Origin of the sequence: Microbacterium sp. IEGM 1404 (genome assembly GCF_030056775.1) — a bacterium.
Taxonomy (GTDB): Bacteria; Actinomycetota; Actinomycetes; order Actinomycetales; family Microbacteriaceae; genus Microbacterium.
Map to the genome: position 1 here is coordinate 991,523 of NZ_JASHKP010000002.1, position 18,695 is coordinate 1,010,217.

Here is an 18,695-nt window from a genome sequence, read left to right on the forward strand (position 1 = left end):
CGTCCATCATCGGCACCACGGCCCGCTCCGAGGCGAAGCGCGCCGTGCGTTCTCAGAGCCAGTGCTTGCGTTTGAAGGTCAGCCACAGGCCGAAGGACGTCGCCGCCATCAGCGCCAGAGCCATCGGGTAGCCCAGAGTCCAGTCGAGTTCGGGCATGTTCTTGAAGTTCATACCGTAGATCGCGCCCACCAGTGACGGCCCGAACAGGATCGCCGCCCAGCCGGAGATCTTCTTGACCTGCTCGTTCTGCTCGAGCGACGTCTCGGTCTGCCGGTGAGTGACGAGCGTGGCGTTGACGGTGAGGGCGTTGTCGAGGATCGCGCGGAGGGAGGCCAGCTTGTCGCACTGCCGCAGGACGTGGTCGAGCACGTCGCGGAGCGAGCGCTGCAGCTCGATCTCCACCCCGTACTTGTCGGCACCTCGCAGCAGCGCCTCCAACATGTCGCGCAGCGGTTCGGTCGCCCGCTGGAAGTGGATCACCTCGCGCGCGAGTTCGTAGATGCGCTGCGTCAGCTCGGCGTCGCCCCCACCGAAGAGCTGGTCCTCGATCTCGTCGACGTCGTTCTGCAGCCCCGCCGCGACGGGGTCGTACTGGTCGACCACCTCGTCGAGGATCGCGTACAGCACGGCTTCGGGGCCGCGCGCGAGCAGCTCCGGCTGACCCTCGAGGCGCCGACGCACCCGCGCGAGGTCGGGCACCTCCGCCTGCCGCACCGTGACGACGTAGTCGGAGCCGACGAAGACGTGCAGCTCTCCGAAGTGGACCGTCTCGGTCGCGTCGTCGTAGCGCGCGGGCCGCAGCACGGCGAACAGGTTGTCGCCGTAGCGCTCGAGCTTCGACCGCTGATGCCCGGCGAGGGCGTCCTCGACCGCGAGCGGGTGCAACGAGAACTCCGCGGCCACGCGCTCGAGCTCGTCGGAGGACGGGCGCAGCAGGCCGATCCACGCCATGCCGCCGTGGGCCTCCATGTACTCGAACGTCTGGTCGAGGCTCGACGGGTTCTCGATGCGGTGACCGTCGACGTACACGGCGCTGTCGATGATGGGCATGAGTACGTTCTACCCCCCGAAGATGGACATCGGATGCCGATGGCGCGGGGCGCCGGGACGTGGCATCCGTCCTCAGCCGACGGGTTCGATCGCGGGTCGCCGGGAGGCGGCGGTCACCGCACCGATGCTCGCCGCGATGACCAGCGCGATACCGGCGATCTCGAGCCACGACAGGTGCTGTCCGAGAAGGAGGAAACCGGCGATGGACGCGGTCGCCGGGCCGAGGCTCATCATGATCGCGAAGGCGGATGCCGGGAGGCGGCGCAACGCGATGAGTTCGAGCGCGTACGGCACCGTCGACGACAGCAGGGCGACCGCCGCGCCCAGCGCCAGGATGCCGGGCTGGAGCAGCGCGGAACCGGCCTGCAGGACACCGAAGGGCAGCGCGATCACGGCGCCGACGGTCATCGCGAGCGCGAGGCCGTCCAACCGCGGGAACTCCCGCCCCACGCGCGCGGAGGCGAGGATGTACAGCGCCCAGCTCACGGCCGCCGCGAGGGCGAACACGACGCCGAGGGCATCGAGTCGGTCCCATCCGCCCGCCCCGAGCGCCCCCACGCCCGCGAGGGCGAGACCGGCCCACAGCCAGCGGGCGAGTCCGGACGCCGTGAGGATCGACAGGGTCAGCGGACCGAGCACCTCGATCGTCACGGTGACGCCCAGCGGAAGCCGCTCCAGCGCGAGGTAGAACAGCCCGTTCATGGATGCCAGCACCACACCGAACCACACGACCGAACGCCACGCGCCCGCCGTGTGGCCGCGCAGCCGCGGCCGGGCGATGGCGAGCAGCAGCAGGGCCGAGAACACCAGGCGCAGCATGACGATGCCCAGCGGCCCGGTCGCCGGGAAGAGCATGACCGCGAACGAGGCGCCGACCTCCTGGCACGCGAGCCCCACGAGGACCAGGGCGGCCGCGGACCCCCGACCCGAGCGCGCGGTCATCGTGCGACCACCCGGGCGGTCACTGCGCGGGAGGGCAGATGGCGATGGTGCTGAGGTTGTTGCGCATCTGCTCCGCCGTCCACGGCAGACCGGCCTCGGGGACAGAGCGGCCGTCGGCGGCGGGCGCCTTCGACGCGATCGCCGCGAGCTCCCACGCGAGCCACGCGCCGGCGTTCTCGTTCGCTCCGGAGTTGTTCAGCACCACGGCGACCGACATGCCGGTCGACGGGTCGGCGAACGCGCCCACGATGTAGCCGGGGACGGAGCCGAACTGCCCGATGAGCGAACCGGCCTGGTAGGCGGCGCCCGTGGCGGTGTACCAGGTGGGGGCATCGCCGCTGGCGGGCAGTGGGGAGGCGAAGCGGGTGTTGTCCTGGGGCAGCAGCGCGCCGGTCGCGAGGGCCTGCGCGTACCGGCCGAGGTCGGTGATGTCGGTCACGACGCCCGAGTCGCCGGCCCCGAGACTCGCCGAGGTCACGGTGTAGTCGCCGGGGTCGGTGCAGTTCCATGCGCCGTCGGCATTGGGCCGCGACCAGTACCCGTTGAGCGGATCGGCCGACGGTGCCGCGGCGGCGGGGCCCGGGAGCGAGGTCGCGTCGAGTCCGAGCGGGCGTGCCACGCGCTCGGCGATGAGATCGGAGAGCGTCTCTCCCGTGGCGCGTTCGACGGCCATGCCCGCGAGGAGGTAGTTCGTGTCGGCGTTCGCGTACGCCGCGCCCGGCGCGTTCTGCCGGGGGCTGGCGATGCCGTACGCCATGAGCTCGCGGACGTTCCAGACGCGGTCGGGGTTGGTCAGCACCTGGTTCGAGAGGTACGACTGGTACCCGCCGAGGCCCGACGTGCCGTTGCACAGCTGACCGAGGGTGATGTCGTCGAATCCCGGGAGGCCGCTGACCCAGTCGGTCACGGGGTCATCGAGCGAGAACGTGCCGTCGGCGGCGAGCTCGTAGACGATGTCGCAGGTCATCGCGCGCGTCACGTCCGCGGCGCGGAAGCCCATGTCGGCGGTGACCTCGGCCCCGCCCGGACCCTGCGTCCCCAGGCCCGAGACCCAAGAGCCGCTCCAGGGCGCCCAGACACCGACGATCGCGCCGGTCGAACCGGTGATCGCCATCGCCGAGGTCACGGCATCCCGAAGCTGGGAGACCGTGTCGTCGGGCAGCGCGCCCTGCGCCTGCTCGGGAACGTCGATGGATGCCGTCGCCTCCGGCGTGCACCCCGTAAGGGTGACGGCGATGATGCTGGCTCCCGCGACCACGACGGCCACTGATCGGCGCCAACCCCACATGTCCACCCCCGGATGATTCCGCGCACGACGAATCGCGCGCTCGAAGAATTCAAACACACGCTGAACACACGCAGCGCCGGGGTGCACGGTCGCGGAGTCACGGCTCGATCACGGTTGCGGATGCAGACGGCATCCATGGACGTTCGGGGTTAGGTTCGCCTAACCCGTTGCGTATGATGTCGGCATGAACGCCGTCGCCTCGTTCACCGCCGCCCTGCGGGAACGATCGAGCGCTGCACACGCCCCGTCCGAGCTCGCGGACTTCATGGCCGATCTCATCACCGGCGCGGGGACCCGCGAGGACTACATCGCCCACGTCTCGCAGCAGTGGTTCATCTACGCCGCGCTCGAGGCCGGCGCGGATCTGCTGCGCGACGACCCGGTCGCCTCGGTGTTCCTCAGCGACAAGCTCACGCGCCTGCCCGCGATCGAGGCCGACCTGGCGTTCCTCGTCGGTGCCGACTGGCGCGAACGCATCGCTCCCCTCCCGACGACCCAGGCCTACGTGTCGCGGATCCGCCGTCTCGCGGTGCGCTGGCCCGGCGGCTTCGTCGCCCACCATTACACGCGCTACCTCGGCGACCTCTCGGGCGGCCGGTCCATCGGCCGCGCTCTGCAGCGCCGGTTCGGCTTCGAGACCAACGGCATCGGCCTCTATCTTTTCGCCGAGATCGCCGACCCCACGGCGTTCAAGCGCGTCTACCGGGAACAACTGGATGCCGCCCCGTGGGACGACGACGAGAAGGAGCGCGTCATCGACGAGGTGCTCGTCGCCTACCGCTTCACGACCGAACTGTGCGCCGACCTCGCGCGGGCGAAGGCGTCGCACGTCGCCTGAGCCGGGCGCTCAGGCCTGCGCCGCCTGCTGGCGGCCGAGCCAGGCCTGCTTCATGAACCGCCGGACGTCCTCATCGACGCGGATGTCGCTCGGGCGGAGCGGACGCGAGAGGTAGAGGCCGTCGAGCGAGGTGAGTCGGCTGAGCGCGACGTAGGTCTGCCCGGGGGCGAACGCCCCTGCTCCGAGGTCGACGACCGCGCGGTCGTACGTCTTGCCCTGCGACTTGTGGATCGTCACCGCCCACGCCAGCCGGAGCGGGAACTGCGTGAACTCGGCGACGATCTCGCGCGAGAGGTTCTTCGTGCCGGGATCGTAGGCGTAGCGGTAGCGCTCCCAGACGGCGGGCTCGACGTCGTGCTCGACACCGTCGACCTCGACCCGCACGCTGTCGCCGGCGATACGGGTGACCGTGCCGATCGTGCCGTTGACCCACCGCGGCCCCTCGCCGAACTGGGCCGAGTCGTTGCGCAGGAACATCACCTGCGCGCCGATCTTGAGCGTCAACGCGAGCTCGGCCGGGTAGTTCGCCTCGCCCCGCCCGAAGTCGCCCGAGATCTCGGCGTTCGCCGTCTGCGTGCGACCGACGAGCTCTTCGAGGTGTCGGCGGTTGATCTCGTTGACGCGGTCGTTGCGGGTCGCCAGCGTGATGATCGGGTGCTCGCCGTCGGCGGGGTGCGGCGGCGTGCGGGCACCGGCGGAGTTGAGGATGCCGGCCATGTCGGCCGTGACGCGTCCGTACCGCACGGCGTTCAGCAGCGACTTGAAGCCCGGGTCGGACTGCCGGTGGATCTCGACCAGCTCGTTCACGTGCAGGTCGGCGCCGTGACGGCCGATGTCGATGAGTCCGTCGCCCGAGGTCTCGCCGGACCAGACCTTCGCGTCGAAGAACCAGAACGAGCGGTAGTGATCGCGGATGTAGCGCGCCTCGTCACCGCGCGGCGGCACCGGTGCGAGCTGGTACGGGTCGCCGAACATCACGATCTGCGTCCCGCCGAACGGCTCGGCGCGGCGACCGCGGGCCTGCCGGAGCGAGCGGTCGATGGCATCCATCAGGTCGGCGTTCACCATCGAGATCTCGTCGATGACGAGGGTGTCGATCGCGTTGAGGAGCTTGCGGGTCGCATCGTTCTGGTCGATGTCGCCGTTCGCGATGAGCCCGATCGGCAGCCGGAACAGCGAGTGGATCGTCTGCCCCTCGACGTTCAACGCGGCCACGCCCGTCGGCGCGCACACGGCGATCTGCCTCTTCGTGTTGTACGCCAGGTGCTGCAGGAGCGTCGACTTGCCCGTGCCCGCGCGGCCGGTGACGAACACGTGCTCGCGCGTGTCCTCGATCAGCCGGAACAGCGCCTGCTGCTCGGTCGAGAGAGGGGGCGTGGTCACCGGTTCATGCTAGTTCGCGCGGGATGCCGCGGGCGGGAGCGCTGTGGACGGCCGGCGCTTTCATTCCGGTGGCTCGGTGTGGCTGACGAGCCAGCGCGCCTGTCCCACGAGGACGTCTTCGACGTGGCTACGGAAGCGGGGGCACTGGGTGATGTCGTGCGCTCGGCAGCGCAGGGCGTGCTCGGTCATCGCCCGCGCCTGCGCGATGTCGGCGGCGCGGCGGTCGAGTTCGGCCACGTGCTCCTCGAGCACGCGGTGCCGGTCGGGGGCACCCTCGTCCAGCAGCACGCGGATCTGGTCGAGCGACATCCCCGCCGCCTTGTTGCGGAGGATCACCGCGATCCGCACCAGGTCCGCGTCGCCGAAGAGGCGCCTCCCCGCCGGGTTCCGCGCCGGGTGCAGCAACCCGGAGTCCTCCCAGTGCCGCAGCACGTGCGTCTCGAGCCCGAACCGCGCGGCTGCGTCGCCGATCGTCTCGCCATTTGACTTCATGTCGACATGAAGTCACACGATGATCGCGAACGCAAACGGAAGGAGCCCGTCATGTACGAGGCCATCATCATCGGCGCTGGACCCGCCGGCCTGCAGGCCGCCCTCACCCTCGGGCGCATGCACCGCCGCACGCTGCTCGTGGACTCGGGCGAGTATCGCAATGCCACCGTCGATCACGCGCACAACCTCCTGGGCAACGACGGCGTCGCGCCCGCGGATCTGCGCGCGCGGGGCCGCGAGGAGCTCGCCGCTTACGCGACGGTCGAGATCCGGGACACCGCCGTCTCCTCGGTCGCGGCAGATCCCGACGGTGTGCGTGTGGACGTGGACGGCGAGATCCTTCGCGCCGAGTATCTCGTCCTCGCCACGGGCCTCGCCGACGACCTCCCTCCGATCCCCGGACTCGCGGAGCACTGGGGCCACCGGGTCGCGAACTGCCCGTTCTGTCACGGTCACGAATTCGCGGAGCGCCCGGTCGCCGTACTGAACGCCTCGCCGCACGCCGCGAAACTACGGGGAATGCTCGAGCCCGTGGCATCCGAGGTCGTCGTGCTCGACCCGGCGCGCGTGCTCCGGGTGGACGGGGTCGACGAGGGACTGCACCTCACCCTGGAGGACGGCTCGACTCTCGAGGTCGCCGGGGCGTTCGTCGCCCCCGTGTCCCGGCAACGCGCGCCCTTCGCGGAGCAGCTCGGCGTCGCGTTCCAGGAATCCGGCGCGGTGCGGGTCGATCCCTTCGGCCGCACGAGCGTCGAACGCATCCTCGCCGCCGGCGACATGGCCCACGCCGACCACTTCCCCGGTTCCATGGCCACGCTCGCGGCGGCGATCGCCGCGGGGCAGCTGGCGGCCGTGGCGATCGTGCAGGAGCTCGCCGCGCCGCGCTGAGGCGTCCCCGACCGCCATATTCCGCTCGCGTGCAGGTCGCCTTCTTAGACTGGGTGCGTGCACGCGACGGACGGGGGCCCGGCAGCGCCTACGGGTGCTGCCCCGTCGCGCCCGCGCCTGCTCGCGCGCGACCTCACGATCCTCGGTGTCGTGGGCGTGCTGCTGATCGCCGCCTTGGGGGCGGGGGCGGCGGCGGCCTACCGCGAGCTCTACAGCCCGCGCGCCTTCGTGCTGCACTACCTCGAGCTGCTCCAGGACCGTCGCGCGGCCGAAGCCCTCGCCGTCCCGGGCGTCGCGGTCGACTCGACGGAGCTCCAGAGCGCGGGGCTTCCCGCCACGGCATCCGACGCACTCCTCCGCACGGACGCCCTGCAGACGATCACCTCCGCGCACGTCACCGCCGAGACCGTCGTCGACGACGTCATCCGTGTGACGGTCGAGTACCGCGCGGGCTCCTACGAGGGTCGGACGACCTTCGCGATCCGCCAGGACGGGTGGATCGGCGTGGTCCCTCGGTGGCGCTTCGCCGTGAGCCCCCTGGCCGTCGTCGACCTCACCGTGCGCGGATCGATGCGCTTCTCGGTCAACGGATTCGAGATCGACAAACGCCAGGTCTCCGTCGACGGGGTGGATGCCGACGCCTCGGCGGCCGTGCCGCTGCTGGTGTTCTCGCCCGGGCTGTACTCGGTCGCGGTCGACACGCCGATCTCGGCGACCCCGGGCGTCGCGATCCTCGCCGACTCCCCCCTCACCGGGGTACCGGTCGACGTGCAGGCCGAGCCCACCGACGAGTTCGTCTCCGTCGTGCAGCAACGGGTCGAGGACTTCCTCACCGGCTGCGCCGAGCAGAGGGTGCTGCAGCCCACGGGCTGCCCGTTCGGTTTCACGGTCCGCAACCGCATCGACGACGCGCCGACCTGGTCGATCATCGACCAGCCGACGGTCTCGGTCGTCCCCGACGGGGCCGGCTGGCGGATCCCCTCGGCCGAGGCCACGGCCCACATCGAGGTCGACATCCGCTCGATCTTCGACGGATCCGTCCGCACCGTGGAAGAGGACGTGCCTTTCACCGTCGACGGTCAGATCTCCGTGCAGCCGGACGGCTCGGCATCCATCTCGATCGGCGGAAGCCTGGACTGACCGGACCCGGTCTCAGCGGCCCTTCGCCGCCGTGCGCTCCGCGGCGCGCGCATCGCGTGCGGCGAGCCGCTGCAATTCGGCGTTGTACTCGTCGAGCTCGACGTCGCCCACCCGGTCGACGTGGCGGTCGCGGCGGCGCTGCTGCCGCTCGTCGCTGCGGCTCCACTGGATCGCGACCGTGATCGCGAGGATCAGCGTCGGGATCTCGCCGACGCTCCACGCCACACCGCCACCCGTGTACTGGTCCTGCAGCGGGGTGTCGCCCCACGTCCGGCCCATCGATCCGAACCACTCGGCGGCCATGAGGCCGGAGTTCATCATGATCGCGATGCCGAAGAACGCGTGCATCGCCATGACGGCGATGAGGATCAAGAGCCGCCCCGGATAGGGGAGCCGGTAGGGCACCGGGTCGATGCCGATGAGGCTCAGCACGAACAGGTACCCAGTGATGAGGAAGTGCGCGACCATCCAGATGTGGCCGACGTGGTCGTACAGCGACCAGCGGAACAGGTCGGTGTAGTAGAACGCCCACAGCGACACGATGAAGAGCCCCGCCGCCACGAACGGGTTCGTGAGGACCTTGGCGACGGGGTTGTGCACCGCCCACAGGATCCACTCGCGGCCGCCGCGCGAGCCGTCGTCGCGCTTGCGGATCGCGCGCGCGGCGAGGGTGACGGGAGCACCCGCGACCAGGAGGAGCGGGATCGCCATCGACAGCAGCATGTGCTCGATCATGTGCACGCTGAACAGGTAGTCCTGGTACACGTTCAGCGGGCCCGAGGTGACCCAGAAGATCGACAGCATGCCGAGCGACCACAGGATCGTGCGGTAGATCGGCCAGGAGTCGCCGCGACGGCGGAGGCGCCAGACCCCCGCGAGGTAGAAGAACAGCCCGAAACCGGCGACGAACGCCCACAGCAGGTCGATGTCCCACGCGGTGAACCACTGATCGATCGTGAACTCCGGCGGGAGCGGCGAGCCGGTCAGCACCTCGGCGGGGGTCGTGCCGATGAGGGGCAGGTCGGCGGCGGGCGGGGGCGTGCGGGCGAGCGCGACGGCGACGCCGCTGGCGACGCCCATGAACACCAGCTCGAGCAGGACGACGCCCCAGAAGCGGCGCGACCCCTCTTCGTCGCCCATGCGGGCGATCAGGCGACGACGGTACCACGCGCCGAGGATGCCCATCGCCACGAGCGCCGTGACCTTGATCAGCACCAGGATGCCGTACGGCGACAGCAGGTTCTGCCACCCGACGAGGCCGATCGAGGCGCGCACCGTGCCCGAGACGGCCACGACGAGGAACGCGACCAGGGCGATCGAGGAGTAGCGGAACAGCGTCGTCTGGAGCTCCGACCGGCTCATCGCCGGCCGCACGACGACGAGGAGGACGAGGCCGCCCAGCCAGACCGCCGCGGCGAGGATGTGGAGGACCAGGGAGGTGACCGCGGCGGTGTGGCTCGCCTCCGTCCCCGCGTGGCCCTGCGTGCCCATGGGGATCAGCGAGGCGAGCGCGAGGATCGCGACCAGGAGCGTCGGGATCCACGTGCGTACCGCGAACGTCAGCACCGTGAGGACCGCACCGGCGATCGTCGTGATGAGCCACGCCGGGCCCACCTCGGTCTCGACGAGGAAGCGCCCGAGCTGCTGACCGAAGAGCGGATCGAGGGTCGGGGTCGCGTTGATGACGTTGAGGAACGTGAGGAAGCCCGTGGCGGCGGCCGACACGGTGAACACGGCCGCACCGATGGATGCCGTGTCCAGAGCGATCTCGAACGGCCGCTCCCCCGCGGGCAAGGCGAACAGAGCCAGCACGAGCGCGCCGACCATGGTCGCCGCCGAGAGGTTGACGACGAGCGTCGCGATCGGCAGACCCCACCGCACGGCCGGGCCGGGGTCGGCCAGGAGCGTCGGCGCAGCACCCCCGCCGTAGGCGAGACCTGCGACGACACAGATCACCGAGACCACGACGAGGATGACGGGTCCGGCCACGCGCAGGGCTCGGGGATTCACCCCCCAAGCCTACGTCGCGCGGGAACACAAGAGGGGGGATGCCACTGGCATCCCCCCTCTCGACAGGTCTCGTCGTCTTACTTGACGGCAGCCTTCAGCTTCGAGCCGGCGGTGACCTTGACGCGCTTGCCCGCGGGGATCGAGATCTCCTCGCCCGTCTGGGGGTTGCGGCCGGTGCGGGCCGACGTGGCGACCTGCTCGAACGCGATCCAGCCGGGGATCGAGACCTTGCTGCCCTTGGCGACCGCCTCGGAGACGGTGGAGAAGAGGGAGTCGAGCACGCTCGACACGGCGGACTGGCTCTGTCCGGTCGCGCTGGCGATGCTCGCGACGAGCTCGGTCTTGGTGATGGACTTGTCGGCCATGTGGTTTGTCCTCCAGGCGACGGTCGAGTCGCCTCTCGTTACATCGGACGAGGAGAGATTCCCCTCGGTGGTCGGGAGACCGCCTCGACAGTATCAACCGAACCGCGGAATTACGCGGATTTTGACGCATTTCGCCCGCGGGAGGGCGGCGTGTCGCACTTCGGGTGGGGCGCGAGTGACGCGAGGGACGCCCCGGAGGTCGCCCGCGGTGGAAACGACGGAGGGCGGGAGCCCCTCTCGGGACCCCCGCCCTCCGCGGTGGTTCTGGTGCTTACCAGGACGACTTGGTCACACCGGGCAGCTCGCCACGGTGGGCCATGTCGCGGAAGCGGACGCGCGAGACGCCGAACTTCGTGAGGACGCCACGGGGGCGGCCGTCGATGACGTCGCGGCTGCGCACGCGCGCGGGCGACGCGTTGCGGGGGAGCTTCTGCAGACCCACGCGGGCGGCCTCGCGGGCCTCGTCGGTCGCGTTGGGGTCGACCAGGGTCTTCTTCAGCTCGGCGCGCTTCGCGGCGTAGCGCTCGACGACGACCTTGCGCTGCTCGTTGCGCGCGATCTTGCTCTTCTTAGCCATGTGCTTAGCGCTCCTCTCGGAAGTCGACGTGCTTGCGGACCACGGGGTCGTACTTCTTGAGCACGATGCGGTCGGGGTTGTTGCGGCGGTTCTTGCGCGTCACGTAGGTGTACCCCGTGCCGGCGGTCGAACGCAGCTTGATGATCGGACGGACGTCCTGAGCCTTCTTCGCCATTACAGCTTCACGCCCTTCGCCTGCAGGTCACGGACGACGGCCTCGATACCGCGCGCGTCGATGACCTTGATGCCCTTCGCCGAAACGTTGAGCTTGATGTTGCGACCCAGCGACGGAACGAAGTAGGTCTTCTTCTGCACGTTCGGGTCGAAGCGGCGCTTCGTCCGGCGGTGCGAGTGCGAGATGTTGTGACCGAAGCCGGGAACCGCTCCAGTCACCTGGCACACTGCTGCCATGGTGATGTCTCCTTCTGTACCGTGACACCGGACGGTGCCACCCAAGATCCCTTGTCTGCACCCCGCTCCGGGCACAGCACGAGGCCGGGATCGGAAGGAGGGGTACGTACTGCGTGCTGGAGTGCGCGCAGACAAGCGTTCAGTCTAGCACGCCCGGCGTGTCGCCTTGACGGGCCGCCACCTCCGCCGCACCACGCCCCCACCGGAACGGCGACACCGTCGGGTCGCCGTCGATCCAGAACCGCCAGGGGAAGGCATCCGTCCCCGCGATGCCCGCGACGCCCACCCGCGGTCCGGTCGTCGCCGCGGACGGCTCGGCGGGCAGGAGCAGCCGCGCCCGGGCACCCGCCCGTTCGGCACCCGTGACGGCGTCGATCCCGTCGTGGAGAGGATGCCGCAGGCCCACGGCATCCCCCAGTCGTCCCGGCCCGCGGGCCAGGTCGCGTGGCGTCCGGACGACGCCCCCGCGCTCGCGTCGGCGCCGATCCGCCACCGCGGCGCCCTCGATCACCTCGCCGGCGCGCAGCAGCACACCGCCCGACACCCCCTCGGGCCCGCAGACCACGTTGACGCACGAATGGATGCCGTGGCTCAGGTACACGTAGAGGTGCCCGGGCTCGCCCCACATCGTGGCGTTGCGCGCGGTCGGGCCGCTGCGGGCGTGCGACCCGGGATCGGGACGGTCGCCCGTGCCGAGCCCGTGGTACGCCTCGACCTCGCTGATGCGCAGCAGCACGGTCTCGCCGCCGACGACGGTCTCGAGGTGGGCGCCGAGCAGCGACGGCGCGACCTCGACCGGCAGCCCCGCGAGGTCGTCGCGCGTGGCGGGTCGCGTCATCCGGGCGGCACCTGGCACCAGGACAGGTCGAACCCCTGCAGAGCGGCGACCTCCTGGCCGGAGTCGATCTCGACGAGGTGGGTCTGCAGGCGCCCGGGCAGCGGCAGCTGGTAGCGGTCGAAGGGGTTGTCGACCGCCTTCGGCGCCACCAGCACCGCGGCGTAGCGTCCGCTCGGCGACACGCACGTCTGCAACACCGTGTCGGTGCCGGGCACCTCGAGCAGCGCGCGGACGGTGCCGTCGGTGTCGACGTGGCCGATCGTGGTGGCGCGGTACGCACCGTCCGAGCCGATGTCGGCGAACGACCGGATCGTCCCCGCGCCCGCCCCCGGGACCGGCGTCGCACGCCCCGGCATCCCGGGCGGGTCCACGGGGGCGACGAGCGCCTGCTCGGATCCGTCGGTCAGGTCGATCTCGCGGATGCCCTCGAGCCGCTCGACGATCGCCACCGACGAGCCGCGCGCGATGCCGTCGATCGACAGGGCGCTGCCGAGCGGCGCGGCGTTGCCGCCCTGCGCGTCGGTGAGGAGGAGCCGTGAATCGAACGTCAGCACGAGCATGCTGTCGGTGTCGGGCACGAACCTCCAGTCGGCCACGCGGACGTCGCCGCCGTTGAGACCGATCTCCACCGGGGGCGCGTCGTCGGCGGCCGACGCCGTGAACAGCTTGCTTTCGCGCCCTCCGGTGGTGCCGAGGGTGGCATCCGAGAAGGTGAACCCGACGCGCTCGCCCCGGTCGGCCGACTGCAGGTTGGAGACGAAGCCGGGTCCCGGCAGGGCGATGTCGCGGGCGTTCTGCCCGTCGAGGTCGGTCACGATGACCCGCGCGCTGTCGCCCTCGCGCACCGAGACGACGAGGTGGTTCGCGGTCGCACGGAAGTCCTCGATGTGCTCGTGCGTGAACACCGGCAGCCCCGCGTCGCCGTGCAGGTCGGTGCGGAAGATCGTGTCGCCGTCGGCGGTGCCGCGCTGCAGGAGGAACGCCGACAGCGGCGGGGTGCGGAACGTCTCGCTCAGCGTCGACGCGGGTCCGGCTCCCAGGCCCTTCACCCCGTTCACGGTGACGGTGTAGTCGGAGTCGTCGCGCAGCGGGAGCGTGAACCGGATGCCGACGCTCCGGCCGGACGTGTCGACGGTGAACGGCGTCGCCGGCTCGATCTGGACCTGCGAGGCGTCGATCTTCTCGAGTGACTGGGTCGTGGTGAGGATGACCCGGGCACCGGATGCCGCGACGGCGGCGGCGGGATCGACCTGCACGTCCGTCACCCGCGGACCCTGGGCGACGGAGACGACGCCGCCGACACCGCCGACGAGGACGAGCGCCCCCAGCACCGCCGCGAAGGCGAGGAGGAACCCGCGGCCGCGACGCTTGCGCGCGCGGGCGCGGCGGGAGTCAGTACTCATACGGGTCCGCCGGCTCGTCGATCGCCGCGACCTGGTCGGCGCGCACCTCGAGGGCGCCGTCGCCGGTGGAGCGCACCGTTCCGGTCACCGTCACCCACTGCCCCGTCGACGGAGCCGATCCCGCGGCGGTGATCGGCAGCCGCGCCGTCTGCGCGTCGATCACGCAGTGCGTGATGACGAGCCGCGTGAGGTCGAAGGTCGCCCCGTCCTGCCCGGGGGTGATGAACCCGGTGAGGGTGACGGGCTTCCCGTCGAAGGTCTCGGGGTTGGTCGCGTGGGCGAAGATCGCCGACCAGTCGCCGATGCCGAACTGCGAGGTGTCGCCCGACGCGGCGAGGGTCACGACGTCGGAGCCGACGAAGAGCGGCGGAGCGCCGACGTCGCGCGAGACGGCGAGCTCGGCCGACAGCGACGCCGGCGGGGTGAGGAGGACGGCCACGACCGCTCCCGACGCGAGGAGGCCGCCGCTGAACGCGGCGAGGCCCGCGACGGTGAGTCGGGGCCGCGCGGCGAGGTGGTCGTGAGCGGCGACGTCGTGCTCGTCCGGCGCATCGCCGTGGTCGTGGTCGGCGTGCGCGAACGCCTCGCGGCGTGCGAGAGCGGGTGCCGCGGAGTGCCCGTGCTCGTGATCGTGGCCGTGGTCGGCCTCGGCCCCGAGGGGCAGCGCGAACGTCGCGATCGCCCCCACGACGGCCACGACCGCCATCCCCACGGCGAACCAGGCCGAGTCGGGGTTGACGTACAGCGAGATGCGACCGGTGAGCCACAGCGCGATCGTGGTGACCGCGAGACACGCGGTCAGCCCGACACCGAGCCACCGAGTGGCCAGAGCACCCGTTCTAGACAAGGAGATTCACCACCGTTCCCAGGGCGAAGGCCGACAGCACCACGATCGCGGTCAACCCGACGAGGACGCGCGTGGTGAAGGTCGTGCGCAGGAGTGCGTACATCTTCAGATCGACGACGGGACCGACAACGAGGAAGGCGACGATCGACCCCGGCGTGAACGTCGAGGCGAAGGACAGCGCGAAGAAGGCGTCGACGTTGGAGCACAGCGACACCACGACGGCCAGCACCATCATCGCCGCGATCGACAGCGCGGGATCGGAGCCGATGGCCAGCAGCGCGCTGCGCGGGATCAGCACCTGCACGGCCCCCGCCACCATCGAGCCGATGATGAGCGCCGGCATCACCGAGCGCAGCTCGACGACGAACTGGGCGAGCGACCGGCGGCCGCGACCGCCGCGCTCCTGGACGACGATCTCGCACGTCTCGAGGAAGCGCTCGGTGAGGAGCTTGTCGGGATCGGGATGCCGGCTGTAGAGCCACCCGATGAGGTTCGCGATGAGGAAGCCGCCGACGAGACGGGCGACCAGGATGCCGTCGCTGAAGCCGAACGCGGCGTGCGTGCTGATGATGACGATCGGGTTGACGATCGGCGCGGCCACGAGGAAGGTCAGCGTGTCCGAGACCCGGAAGCCGCGCATGAGGAGCCCGCGCGCGAACGGGACGTTGCCGCACTCGCACACCGGGATGAGCATGCCGAGCAGCGACAGCACCGCCCGGCGCGCCCACGGTGCCCGTGGCATCCACCGCTCGATCGCCCCCGGCGGCACCCACACCTGCACGATGATCGACAGCAGCACACCCAGCACGACGAACGGCAACGACTCGATCAGGACGCTGAGCGCGAGGGTCAGACCGTCCTGCGCGCGGGTGGGCAGGGGTGCGGCGAAGAAGGTGGGCGCGAACGCGTCGATGAGGAAGAGCGCGGCGATGACCGCAACGCCCACGCCGAGGCCGACGAAGGTGCGCGCGACGCCGGAACGCGGGGGTGCCGACGCGACGGAGCGACTAGTCGTCGCCACGCTCACGGGCGCGCGCGAGGGCGCAGTCGGCGCAGACACCGAAGATGTCGACCACGTGCTCGGCCTGCGAGAAGCCGTGCTGGGCGGCGGTGCGCTGCGCCCACTCCTCGACCGCGTCGGCCTCGATCTCGACGGCGACGCCGCACGAACGGCAGATCAGGTGGTGGTGGTGGCCGCGGGTCTCGCACGCGCGGAACAGGTTCTCGCCCTCGGGGCTCTGCAGGGAGTCGGCGTCGCCCTGGGCGGCGAGTCCCGCGAGCGCGCGATACACGGTGGCCAGGCCGATGCCGGTGTTCTCGTCGCGCAGGGTGGCGTGCAGCGACTGCGCGCTGACGAAGCCGCCGGCGCCGGCGAGAGCTTCGCGTACGCGCTCTCGCTGCCACGTGTTGCGCTGGACCATGCCGCCGAGTCTACCGAGGCCGGTGGTGAATCGCCTGGGCGGCTACACCGCCCGGGTGGTGCGGTCGCGTCGCGCCCCCACGACCCGGCAGACGAGGTAGATCACGAACGAGATCGTGGTGATGTAGGGGCTCACCGGCAGGGTCCCCGCGACCGCGAGAAGCACGCCGCCCACGGCCGACACGAAGCCGAACAGCGCCGCCAGCAGCGGCACCGAGAGCGGACCGGATGCCACCCGCATCGCCGCCGCGGCCGGCGTCACCAGCAGCGCCATCACGAGCAGCGCGCCGATGATGTGCACGGCGACGGCGACGATGAGTCCGAGCAGCAGCATGAAGCCCAGCGACACCGCCGTCGTCGGCACACCGCGGGCGGCCGCGGACTGCGGGTCGAGCGAGTCGAACCGCAGCGGGCGCCAGATCATCAGCAGCGCGATGAGCACGATCAGCCCGATGACGACGAGCCAGCCGAGCTGGGCGCTCTGCACCGAGACGATCTGCCCGGTCAGCAGGCTGAACCGGGTGGCGCTCCTGCCGTTGTAGAGCGACAGGCACAGGATGCCGACACCCAGGCCGAAGGGCATCAGCACGCCGATGATCGAGTTCCGGTCGCGCGCACGGGCTCCGAGCAGACCGATGATCGCCGCCGCGATGAGCGACCCCACGATCGACCCCGACACGACGTCGACACCGATGAGGAGCGCCACCGCCGCCCCCGCGAACGACAGCTCGCTGATGCCGTGCACCGCGAACGCCATGTCGCGCTGCATGACGAAGACGCCGATGAGTCCGCCGACGAGCCCGAGCACCGCGCCCGCGTAGACGGAGTTCTGCACGAGTTCGAGGATCGCCCCGTACTGGCTCACACCGCCGAACAGCGCGTCGCCCACGTCCGCCCAGTTCATGCGTCGTCCTCGTCGTGGTGGTGGTGGGCTTCGTCGGCGTCGGGCGCACCCACGACGACGAGCCGTCCGCCGGCGCGGGTCACGAAGACCGGTGCGCCGTAAAGGGCGCTGAGCGTCTCGGACGTCAGCACCTCGTCGGGGGTGCCGAGCGTGAAACGGCCGTGGGCGATGTACAGGATGCGGTCCACGTTCGCCAGAACGGGGTTGATGTCGTGGGTGACCAGCAGCACCGCGGCGTCGCGCTCGCGACGGTGGCGGTCGATGAGCCGCACCACGGCCTGCTGGTTCGCCAGGTCGAGGCTCGTCAGGGGCTCGTCGCACAGCAGCAGGCGGGGGTCGTCGGCGAGTGCCTGCCCCACGCGGAGCCGCTGCTGCTCGCCGCCGGAGAGCAACCCCACAGGGCGGTCGGCGAACGCGTCGGCACCTACCGCCGTGAGCAGTTCGTCGATGCGGGCACGATCCCTCCGGCGTGAGAACGGCAGCCCGAACCGGTGCCCGTCGACGCCCAGACCGACGATGTCGCGCCCGCGCAACGGCGTTTCGCGGGGCAGGGGCCGCTGCTGCGGCACGTAGCCGATCCGGCGGTTGCCGGCGCGGCGGACGGGCGCATCGAGCGCCTCGATCGTGCCGCCGCTCAGCCGCTCGAGGCCCAGGATGGCCCGGAGGAGCGTCGTCTTGCCCGAGCCGCTGGGGCCGAGGACCGCAACGAGCTCGCCGGGCTCGACCTGGAGGTCGAGCCCGGACCACAGCTCGCGTCCGTCGCGTTCGAGCGCGGCGCCGCGGATGCGCAGGGGGACGGCGTCGCTCACGCCGCCAGGGCGTCCGACAGCGCGGCGATGTTGCTCTGCATCCACGAGAGGTAAGTCTGGCCCTCGGGAAGCGTCTCGGTGAACTCCAGCACCGGAATGTTCTTGGACTTCGCTTCGTCCATGACCTGCGTGGTCTCGGCACCGCCGGTCTGCGGGTTCACGATCATGACCTGGATCTGGCCCGAGTCGATCAGCTGGAGCGACTCCAGCAGGGTCGCGGGCGGGACGTCCTGGCCCTCTTCGACGGATTCGCTGAACTGGTTCGGGGTCGCGTTGACGAGACCCGCGGCTTCGATGAGGTACACCGGCACGGGCTCGGTGACGAACACCTTCGCCCCGGCATCCTTCGCTTCGATCTGACCCAGCGAATCCTCGAGTCCGGCGATCTGCTGCACGAAGGCGTCGGCGTTGGCGGTGAAGTCGGCGGCGTGCTCGGGGGCGAGCTCGCCGAGGTGCTCGGCGATCGCCTTCGCGAGGTCTTCGACGGTGTGCGGGTCGTACCAGACGTGCTCGTTGAAGCCCTCGATGTGGTCGTGTCCGTCGCCCTCGGCGTGGGTGTGGTCGTCAGCGCTCTCGCTGGGCGCGGCGCTGGAGTCGTCGTGCGACTCGGAACCCGGGTAGTCGTGGTTGTACTCGACGGCGGTGAGGACCTCGGCGGTCGAGCCGCTCGCCTCGACCAGGGACTCCATGAACGAGTCGTATCCGGCGCCGTTCTCGATGACGAGCTGCGCGCCCTTGAGCGTCAGCTGGTCCTGGGCGCTGGCCTCGTACTCGTGCGGGTCCTGCGTCGGCGACGTGATGATCGACGTCACGTCGACGAAGTCGCCGCCGATGTCCTGCGCGATCGAGCCGTAGACATCCGTGGATGCCACGACGGCGACCTTGCCGTCCGCGCCCGGCGTCGACCCGGCCGAGGGCGACGTGCCGGCGCAACCGGCGAGGGCGAGCACGGAGGCCGCGCCGAGGACGAGGGGGGCGAGCAGGCGTCGGGTCATGGCATCCACTGTATCGGTAGTGATAACCGTTCTCAAACTCAGGAGCGTGGGTCGGCGACGTCTTCTAGATCACGCATAAACGCCCTCAGCGCGC

General features: G+C 70.8%; 21 protein-coding genes. 3 read left to right on the forward strand and 18 right to left on the reverse strand.

From position 1 onward, the window contains the following. Positions 1–52 precede the first annotated feature (52 nt). From corA to QM517_RS10355, 3 genes are all read right to left on the reverse strand, one after another. On the reverse strand, positions 53–1,051 hold the full coding sequence (gene corA, locus QM517_RS10345; RefSeq protein WP_077051187.1) for a magnesium/cobalt transporter CorA: 999 nt from the start codon (positions 1,049–1,051) through the stop codon (positions 53–55). A 72-nt stretch (positions 1,052–1,123) separates the two neighbouring features. Further along, entirely contained in the window at positions 1,124–1,993 is an 870-nt protein-coding gene (locus QM517_RS10350; protein WP_077051186.1) for an EamA family transporter, read from the reverse strand. Between the two features lie 19 nt (positions 1,994–2,012). After that, on the reverse strand, positions 2,013–3,281 hold the full coding sequence (locus QM517_RS10355) for a serine hydrolase domain-containing protein (RefSeq protein WP_283287320.1): 1,269 nt from the start codon (positions 3,279–3,281) through the stop codon (positions 2,013–2,015). A 184-nt stretch (positions 3,282–3,465) separates the two neighbouring features. Here QM517_RS10355 and QM517_RS10360 point away from each other — a divergent pair, with 184 nt between their 5' ends. After that, the gene (locus tag QM517_RS10360) at positions 3,466–4,119 is read left to right on the forward strand and encodes a biliverdin-producing heme oxygenase (RefSeq protein ID WP_283287200.1); all 654 of its coding nucleotides are present in this window, start codon (positions 3,466–3,468) and stop codon (positions 4,117–4,119) included. Between the two features lie 9 nt (positions 4,120–4,128). On the opposite strand, the gene QM517_RS10365 is transcribed toward QM517_RS10360, so the two are convergent. After that, a complete protein-coding gene (locus QM517_RS10365) occupies positions 4,129–5,502 on the reverse strand; it encodes an ATP-dependent DNA helicase (protein WP_283287201.1) in 1,374 nt (457 codons plus the stop codon). Positions 5,503–5,562: 60 nt separating this feature from the next. Continuing rightward, positions 5,563–5,994: a MerR family transcriptional regulator gene (locus QM517_RS10370; RefSeq protein WP_283287202.1), complete on the reverse strand. Its 432-nt coding sequence runs from the start codon at positions 5,992–5,994 to the stop codon at positions 5,563–5,565. Between the two features lie 51 nt (positions 5,995–6,045). On the opposite strand from QM517_RS10370, the gene QM517_RS10375 reads away from it, so the two are divergent. Both QM517_RS10375 and QM517_RS10380 read left to right on the forward strand, forming a co-directional pair. Continuing rightward, entirely contained in the window at positions 6,046–6,882 is an 837-nt protein-coding gene (locus QM517_RS10375) for an NAD(P)/FAD-dependent oxidoreductase (protein ID WP_283287203.1), read from the forward strand. Positions 6,883–6,939: 57 nt separating this feature from the next. Further along, entirely contained in the window at positions 6,940–8,022 is a 1,083-nt protein-coding gene (locus tag QM517_RS10380; RefSeq protein ID WP_283287204.1) for a hypothetical protein, read from the forward strand. A gap of 12 nt (positions 8,023–8,034) precedes the next feature. On the opposite strand, the gene QM517_RS10385 is transcribed toward QM517_RS10380, so the two are convergent. From QM517_RS10385 to QM517_RS10445, 13 genes are all read right to left on the reverse strand, one after another. Beyond that, complete coding sequence (locus tag QM517_RS10385) at positions 8,035–10,032, reverse strand: cytochrome c oxidase assembly protein (RefSeq protein WP_283287205.1); 1,998 nt, start codon at positions 10,030–10,032, stop codon at positions 8,035–8,037. Between the two features lie 77 nt (positions 10,033–10,109). After that, a complete protein-coding gene (locus tag QM517_RS10390) occupies positions 10,110–10,397 on the reverse strand; it encodes an HU family DNA-binding protein (protein ID WP_022878194.1) in 288 nt (95 codons plus the stop codon). Positions 10,398–10,668: 271 nt separating this feature from the next. Then, positions 10,669–10,974: a 30S ribosomal protein S14 gene (gene rpsN, locus QM517_RS10395; RefSeq protein ID WP_022878196.1), complete on the reverse strand. Its 306-nt coding sequence runs from the start codon at positions 10,972–10,974 to the stop codon at positions 10,669–10,671. A 4-nt stretch (positions 10,975–10,978) separates the two neighbouring features. Continuing rightward, positions 10,979–11,149 carry a 50S ribosomal protein L33 gene (gene rpmG, locus QM517_RS10400; RefSeq protein ID WP_013584775.1) on the reverse strand — a complete coding sequence of 57 codons (171 nt, stop codon included), beginning with the start codon at positions 11,147–11,149 and terminating at the stop codon, positions 10,979–10,981. Further along, positions 11,149–11,385 (reverse strand): 50S ribosomal protein L28, encoded by a 237-nt coding sequence (gene rpmB / locus QM517_RS10405; protein WP_013584774.1) that lies wholly within the window; start codon positions 11,383–11,385, stop codon positions 11,149–11,151. Before rpmB ends, rpmG begins: the two co-directional genes overlap by 1 nt. A 139-nt stretch (positions 11,386–11,524) precedes the next feature. Then, positions 11,525–12,223, reverse strand: a complete 699-nt coding sequence (locus QM517_RS10410; RefSeq protein ID WP_283287218.1) for a DNA-3-methyladenine glycosylase — start codon at positions 12,221–12,223, stop codon at positions 11,525–11,527. Continuing rightward, positions 12,220–13,626, reverse strand: a complete 1,407-nt coding sequence (locus QM517_RS10415) for a hypothetical protein (protein ID WP_283287219.1) — start codon at positions 13,624–13,626, stop codon at positions 12,220–12,222. Before QM517_RS10415 ends, QM517_RS10410 begins: the two co-directional genes overlap by 4 nt. After that, entirely contained in the window at positions 13,616–14,473 is an 858-nt protein-coding gene (locus QM517_RS10420; protein ID WP_278103040.1) for a TIGR03943 family putative permease subunit, read from the reverse strand. Before QM517_RS10420 ends, QM517_RS10415 begins: the two co-directional genes overlap by 11 nt. Further along, positions 14,466–15,500, reverse strand: a complete 1,035-nt coding sequence (locus QM517_RS10425; RefSeq protein WP_283287222.1) for a permease — start codon at positions 15,498–15,500, stop codon at positions 14,466–14,468. The genes QM517_RS10420 and QM517_RS10425 overlap by 8 nt, the downstream gene beginning before the upstream one ends. Continuing rightward, positions 15,481–15,894 (reverse strand): Fur family transcriptional regulator, encoded by a 414-nt coding sequence (locus tag QM517_RS10430; RefSeq protein WP_077051176.1) that lies wholly within the window; start codon positions 15,892–15,894, stop codon positions 15,481–15,483. The genes QM517_RS10425 and QM517_RS10430 overlap by 20 nt, the downstream gene beginning before the upstream one ends. A 42-nt stretch (positions 15,895–15,936) precedes the next feature. Beyond that, on the reverse strand, positions 15,937–16,797 hold the full coding sequence (locus QM517_RS10435) for a metal ABC transporter permease (RefSeq protein WP_077051175.1): 861 nt from the start codon (positions 16,795–16,797) through the stop codon (positions 15,937–15,939). Further along, positions 16,794–17,606 (reverse strand): metal ABC transporter ATP-binding protein, encoded by an 813-nt coding sequence (locus QM517_RS10440; protein WP_283287225.1) that lies wholly within the window; start codon positions 17,604–17,606, stop codon positions 16,794–16,796. The genes QM517_RS10435 and QM517_RS10440 overlap by 4 nt, the downstream gene beginning before the upstream one ends. Next, positions 17,603–18,601, reverse strand: a complete 999-nt coding sequence (locus QM517_RS10445) for a metal ABC transporter solute-binding protein, Zn/Mn family (protein WP_283287226.1) — start codon at positions 18,599–18,601, stop codon at positions 17,603–17,605. Before QM517_RS10445 ends, QM517_RS10440 begins: the two co-directional genes overlap by 4 nt. Positions 18,602–18,695 lie beyond the last annotated feature (94 nt).